Source organism: Verrucomicrobiota bacterium (assembly GCA_019247695.1).
In the GTDB taxonomy this organism is placed as follows: Bacteria; Verrucomicrobiota; Verrucomicrobiia; order Chthoniobacterales; family JAFAMB01; genus JAFBAP01.
The window spans coordinates 1-6,469 of the sequence record JAFBAP010000124.1 but is presented as its reverse complement, the minus strand read 5'-3'; the positions used below and the strand labels follow the sequence as shown (position 1 = coordinate 6,469).

Genomic DNA, 6,469 nt, shown 5'->3' with positions numbered 1-6,469 from the left:
TCAATGGAGCCGCACTTCTTACAGTGCGGAAACTCGCGGTGATTTTCAGCTTCTGGCGGTCGCTGGAGTCAGCTTCAATGGAGCCGCACTTCTTACAGTGCGGAAACACGCGCTGATGGCGCTGCCCTGCTACCCGTCGTTGCTGGCTTCAATGGAGCCGCACTTCTTACAGTGCGGAAACGGACGCTTCGTAACCTCTTGGGCTGGAGTGATTGATGCGGATGTTTGCGAGCGGTATCCAATTGGCCCGCGTAGCCCACTTGCCGGTGGCCGTGCCGGGCTGGGATGTCTGTCGTATGTTGTTCATTATCAAGGGTCGCGAGCGGTCCGGCGACGGCGCGCATCACCGGACCGCTCGCGCGCCGAATTGTCAAAGAACCTCCCCAAGGCGGTGTGTGGCGGGCATCTTTACATGAGTTTATCCCGGTACCCCGGCCCGGGGCAAGCAGAACAGTCGGCGTTCATCAGCATCGGCTGAATCCACCGCGGCGCCGATAGAGCGGCGCTGGCAAAAATGAGCAGAGCAAAAATCCCGATCCCATTCGTCCAACCCTCCTTACACTGCGCATTCCTTGGCGGCAACGGCCGGCCATACATACTACTTTCGGGTGATAACCACCTCACTTTTTCGCTCGCTTTGATCAAAACAGCTGCTTAGAGTGCGCCCCTCAACGTGGCGGAGGGTAAGGATGTGGTTGTAGGTCGGGAGGTTTTAGCGGCGCGGATGGTCAACGAGTTCGTGTATTGTCCGCGCCTGTTTTATTACGAGTTTGTGGATGGTATTTTCGTCCCCAGTGCAGACACGTTGCGGGGCGATTCAGATCACCGGCGCGTGGATCAAGGGTCGGGCGCTTTGCCGAAGCCGGAAAGCTCGGACCCGAGCCGGCAAATTACCGGTGGTGAGGCTGATCACCAGCCGGACGGCGAGAAGAACCCTTCGGAAACGATTCATTCGCGATCGGTTCAACTCGGGTCCGACCGGCTTGGCGTCAGCGCGAAGCTCGATCTGGTCGAGCTGCAGGTGGACGGGGACGGACAGAGTACAGCCGCACCCGTCGAATACAAATCGGGGCGCCCACGACAAACGGATGACGGGATCGAAATCTGGGATGCAGACCGGGTCCAACTTGGGCTGCAGATGTTAATCCTGCGTGAGAATGGTTATTCCTGCGACGTTGGCATTCTCTACTATCGGGAGACGCGGCAGCGCGTTCGCCTGGCCTGGACAGGCGAATTGGAGCGCTGGATCGAAGAACAAGTTCTCGGTGCCCGGCAATGCGCTTCCGGACCGCGTCCGCCCCCTTTGGAAAACTCCCCCAAATGTCCCCGGTGTTCTTTGGCGCCCATCTGTCTGCCCGATGAAACAAACTGGCTGCGCGAAGTCATCGGGTCTGGCGAACCCACGCCGGCAGCTGGCCCAGGCGGCCCCGGTGCAAACGATGAAGGCACGACGGCAACGGGGCGAGGGGACATGCCGGCTGAACCGGGATACAAACCACCCCCACGTCCACCCGGCAGCCTGGCGCGGGCAGGGCACGGCGATGATGCACCGATACCGTTTCCCAGAGAAAAGCTTCCGCGCAGCAGAACGCGCCCGGGAAGTCGCTCGGACAATGGTGAGTTGCGCCGGCTCATCGCCGCACAGGACGATCGCCGGGCCGTGTACCTGAACACGCCCGGCATGACCGTCGGCCTGCGCCAGGGCCGCCTCATCGCCAAGGAAAAGGACAAAGTGATCCAGGAAATCCGTATCACGGACGTCAATCACCTGGCCGTGTTCGGGAATATCCAGATCTCAACCCAGACGATCCAGGCCCTGTGCGGGGCGGGCATCCCCATCACCTACTTCTCAACCGGCGGTTTCTTTTACGCGATAGCTCGGGGACACAGTTTGACCAATGTGATGACTCGAATCGCGCAGTTTCGTGCCGCTGACGATCCGGTGACCTGCCGGGCACTGGCCCGACGCATGGTGGCGGGCAAGATCCGTAACCAGCGCACGCTCCTGATGCGCAATCACGTCGACCCGCCCGAGGCGGTCCTGCGCCGCCTTCAACAGGCCCAGGCCGATGTCGACCGTGCGGACAGCCTTGATGCGCTGCTCGGGGTCGAAGGGGCTGCCGCGGCTCTCTATTTCGAGCACTTCGGCGGCATGGTTAAACCCCGGCGGACAGCTGATGACGAGCACTCCGCGGCCCCGGAACTGACGTTCGACTTCCGCACGCGTAACCGGCGCCCGCCGCGTGATCCCGTCAACGCGCTGCTATCTCTGGCGTACAGTTTACTGGCGAAAGACTTCACCATCGCAGCGTACACGGTCGGGTTCGATCCTTACGTTGGTTTTTACCATCAACCGCGGTGCGGGCGGGCGGCGCTCGCGCTCGATCTGATGGAGGAATTTCGCGCCGTCGTCGCCGACTCGGCGGTCTTGACTGCGATCAACAACGGTTCGGTAACATCGCGTGATTTTGTGCGGGCCGGTAACGCCGTCAACCTGACGCCGGCCGGACGTAAGGTGTTTTTCGAGGTGTACGAAAAACGGCTCAACTCCACGATCCGGCATCCGGTCTTTGATTACCAAGTATGCTACCGGAGGGCCTTCGAACTCCAATTCCGGCTCCTGGCACGGGCGTTAACGGGAGAACTGGCCCATTATGTTCCCTTTACCACCCGCTGATTTGTCCGTTATCCAACAATGAATTTGAAGGGTTATGCGGACAACGTACATTGTAAGCTATGATGTGCGCGAGCCAAAGCGGCTTCGTAAGGTTTTTGAGACTTGCAAAAAGTTCGGTGCTCACTTACAGCTCTCCGTTTTCGAATGTGACCTGACCGATGCCGACCGGATAAAATTCGAGCGCGCACTGCACGAGATTATTAATCACGAACATGACCAAGTCCTATTTATCGAACTTGGACCGACCGCTTCGCGGGGCCAGCGGACGATTACCTCCCTTGGGGTTGCCTACTCCAGAATTGATTCCGCCTGTTACGTTGTCTGACCGATTGTCGTACCCCGGTGCAGCTGGTTTCTGTCGCTAACCACAATTTAAGGGCGGTCCTCCTCGACCAAGCCGGCGAACACCGGTGGCTGGACCGGCAGCGCGGGCGGCCGTGCTTTCGTGGGATCCCGGATAACCGGACCGAGGCCGGTGCGTGGTTGCAACGGACGCTCGCGTCGCCTGAAGCCCGGGCGCTCTGCGCGGGATGGGTTGCATCGGAACTCGATATGACCCCGGCAAGTGCGCGCGACGCCTCGAGGCCGTTGCGTTCGGTGTTTGCAGCCCGTCTGTTCGCAACTGCAGGCCACGACTCCAGGCCGGCTCGACTCTGCGCAGCCGTGCTGAATTGGACCCCCGCGCATGGCCTTCATAACCTCAATGCCTGGCTCGCGTGGGCTGCCGTGGGGCCGCCGCCGGAGTTGCTGCCCGCCTTCGTCCTTGATGCCGCCGGCGGGTCGGAGGCCGCTGTTTTAAGCGCGGGAGACCAACTGGCGTCTGCCGGATTCCCGGTTGCGTTGCAGGTCACGCCCACCGTCTGGCAAAGATTTATCACGGAACAACCGTCCTGGGATCGTTGCGCAACCCGGTGGCGGGCAGCCGAAGCGTTCGGATCTGACACCGATGCTGGCCAGGCCGCGGGCGGTCACGCCGCAAAAACGGAGCAATTTCTTCGTGCGCACGTCCCCGAGGCGGTGGCCTTGCTCGATCATGCCCGCACCGTCGTGCCGGCGAGGAGCAATGATGACGCTGCGGCCAGTCAGGCCCGGAGCGCCGCGGAAGCCCTCCTGTTCGCGGTGCTCGATGCCCGGCCGGCTACCCGGAAGAAGTTCCGGCTGAATGCGCCGCTCGACTTTTCCTTTGGACCGCGTCCGGCCGAGGGCGACCTGACGGCGACGCAAGCCCGGTTGGTAGTCGAGATCGATGGCTACCATCACTTTCGCGATCAGGCGGGTTACCGGCGCGACCGGCGCAAGGACGAGTTGCTCCAGGCGCACGGATGGTTCGTGATACGGTTCCTCGCTGAGGACATCGTCAGCGATTTGGAAACGGTGCTGCATCGCATCGAAGAACGACTGGCGCGGCTCGAGGCCGCGCGAATGCCTGACCAAAAGCAATGAATGAGCTAAGCATGGTGGATGAACTGGCGCTGGTAGCGCTGGTTGGCGATAAAGAGCCCGGCGTCACCTCCCAAGCGGTAAGTAAACAATGGGACAAGACGCCGGGCGCCAAAGGGAAAAACTTTGCATCGGTCCTGACGCGCCTGAGAGAACTCGGGTTAGTCGAACAACTTCCCCGCAGCAAAGGACAACGTTCTTCGCGGTGGCGATTGTCGTCCGCCGGACAGAATACCGTCCGCGAGCGGTTAAGCGGCCTGTCGATGCGCGGGCAAGGTTGGAAGCAAAAGGCCGCGCGAATGCTTGCCGCCGTTCATGTCTTGAACGTTGAGCCGCGTATCGCCATAAGTCTCGCCGGAAACAACACGCTCGCCGGCTACTTCCTTGCCATCCGGTTAGGTGAGGCGTTTCACGCCAGCGCCACACCGGCCGGGATTGCCGAACGCGTGGCTGCAGCGGCGCTGGGAGCGGAAAACGGCAAACCGGAAACCCTGTGGCGCGAATTGCTCAACCGCGGTTTTGCCGAGGCAGATCCTGCGCAGACCGAACCCGCAAATCCCGCTACCCCTTCCAATGACTTGCCGTTGCCGGACTTTGTCGAACAGGTAAAGCGCACCGCGCAAACTGCCGGGGACGGATGGTTTGGCCCCCGCAAACTGTTCATCCATCGCGCATGGGAGGCGTGGCAGGTGGGGACCGGCAGCGCGCTTGACCTCGCCCAGTTCAAGCAGCGCCTGCTTGAAGCCCTGCAAGCCGGACAAATCGGACTTACCCGGGCCGATTTCGCCGTCACCCTCAATCCCGCGGACCTCGCGACGGCAGAGACAAAGTACGGGGACGAAGTTTTTCATTTTATCAGTATCGAGCGCAACGAACATCCATGAATCCTAACCATTGGGAAGACGCGCGATGGAATGTATTCACGTCAAAAACCGGCGGCGAAGCCTTCGGCTCGATCGCCTATCCTCAGGACGTATGGTCAAACGATCCTTACGACGAAGAATCGATCCACGCCGAGGCGCGGCAGGTTTTCTCTGATCTCATTGAGGTCGCTGCTGACGGTGCGCGGGGTGAACGGCGCGGCCGCATATTCTTACTCCAGGGCAACGCCGGGTCGGGCAAAACCCACCTTATGGGCGCTTTCCGTCGCGAAGTCGAACGGCGCAGCGCCGGGTATTTTGCCTATGCGCAGATGTCGACTGAATTACCCCTGCGCAAGTACTTGTTGCGAAGAATCATAGATTGCCTGGATCGATTCGGTGCGCTCGATGGCAGCTCCGGCCTGATGCGTTTGTCGGACCGGTTAGTCGAGTGGCCCGGCATCCCACCGGCAGAACGTGAGGCGCTGCGTAACCATGAAGATTACAGCGAGCCGCTCCGGAGTATCCGGGCCCGGTTGCTCGACGACCTTAAACGGTCCGGCGCATCCAAAACGTTGCACGGGGATTTCGTCACTGCACTCCTCGCCTTGCAACGCCGTGACGGCAATGCAGTCAGTGCGGCAACGAAGTACCTCCGCGGGGATCCGTTAGGCGTGGAGGACCTCCGCTGGCTCTGTTCCCCGCACGGCCTCAGCGGCATTGGCGAACCGGAAATTCTGTTGGACTGGCTCTTGCGCGCCGTTCGCGAGTTCGGCAGCACGCAGGGGAGCGCGTTCGTGCTGTGCATCGACCAGCTCGAGGACCTGTATGACCTCAATGCGCCCCAGCAACAGCGTTTCCCGGAGTTGGTGTCGATCCTGCGGTCCCTCGTGGAAAATCACCCGGGACTGGTGGTCGTGGTGGCATGCCTGGAAGATTATTACAGCACCCTGCGCGCTCACTTGAAGCACTCCGACATCGACCGGCTCGAAAACAATCCGAAGCCTGGGTGGTTGAAAACCGAGCGCACGGCCGAGGAGGTTGTTGCGCTCGTTCGGAAGAGGCTGGAGGTGTTGTACGCCGATAGCGGTGTTTCGGCCGGCACGGATGAAGACCGCCTGTCTCCCTTCTCCCGTCAGGAGCTCGCGAAACTTCAAGGGCTGCGCCCGCGCGCGATCCTGGACGCTTGTTACGAGGCCTGGAAGGGTAGCCGGTGCACAGGCGAACTGCCGCGGATCAAGGTACCGGCAGAGCCGCCGATCGGCTCTCCTCCTCCGGCGTCGCCTGCTGAGGTAGATTGGTCACACAAGTGGAATGACTTCCGGACGTCGTGGGATGAACCGGTTCCCCGAAGTGCCGGTGATCTGGCCGAATCCCTCGCTGCAGGCGTGAACACCCTCGCCGAACAGCTGCGCGTTTCGTTGCATGCCGACCACTCTGCAGACCTGGTGCATTTGAGCGTTACTTCAGATGCGCTGATCGCCGCGATCTG

At 61.1% G+C, this 6,469-nt stretch carries 5 protein-coding genes; all 5 read left to right on the top strand.

The window, feature by feature from the left end:
- The first annotated feature begins 724 nt into the window (after positions 1 to 724).
- Positions 725 to 2,677 carry a CRISPR-associated endonuclease Cas1 gene (gene cas1, locus JO015_14835; GenBank protein ID MBW0000373.1) on the top strand — a complete coding sequence of 651 codons (1,953 nt, stop codon included), beginning with the start codon at positions 725 to 727 and terminating at the stop codon, positions 2,675 to 2,677.
- A gap of 34 nt (positions 2,678 to 2,711) precedes the next feature.
- Positions 2,712 to 3,002 carry a CRISPR-associated endonuclease Cas2 gene (gene cas2 / locus JO015_14830; protein ID MBW0000372.1) on the top strand — a complete coding sequence of 97 codons (291 nt, stop codon included), beginning with the start codon at positions 2,712 to 2,714 and terminating at the stop codon, positions 3,000 to 3,002.
- Between the two features lie 17 nt (positions 3,003 to 3,019).
- Complete coding sequence (locus tag JO015_14825) at positions 3,020 to 4,120, top strand: DUF559 domain-containing protein (GenBank protein ID MBW0000371.1); 1,101 nt, start codon at positions 3,020 to 3,022, stop codon at positions 4,118 to 4,120.
- Positions 4,117 to 5,001 carry a hypothetical protein gene (locus JO015_14820; GenBank protein MBW0000370.1) on the top strand — a complete coding sequence of 295 codons (885 nt, stop codon included), beginning with the start codon at positions 4,117 to 4,119 and terminating at the stop codon, positions 4,999 to 5,001. The genes JO015_14825 and JO015_14820 overlap by 4 nt, the downstream gene beginning before the upstream one ends.
- A partial coding sequence (locus tag JO015_14815) for an ATP-binding protein (protein ID MBW0000369.1) occupies positions 4,998 to 6,469 on the top strand: 1,472 nt, incomplete at its 3' end. The genes JO015_14820 and JO015_14815, both read left to right, overlap by 4 nt.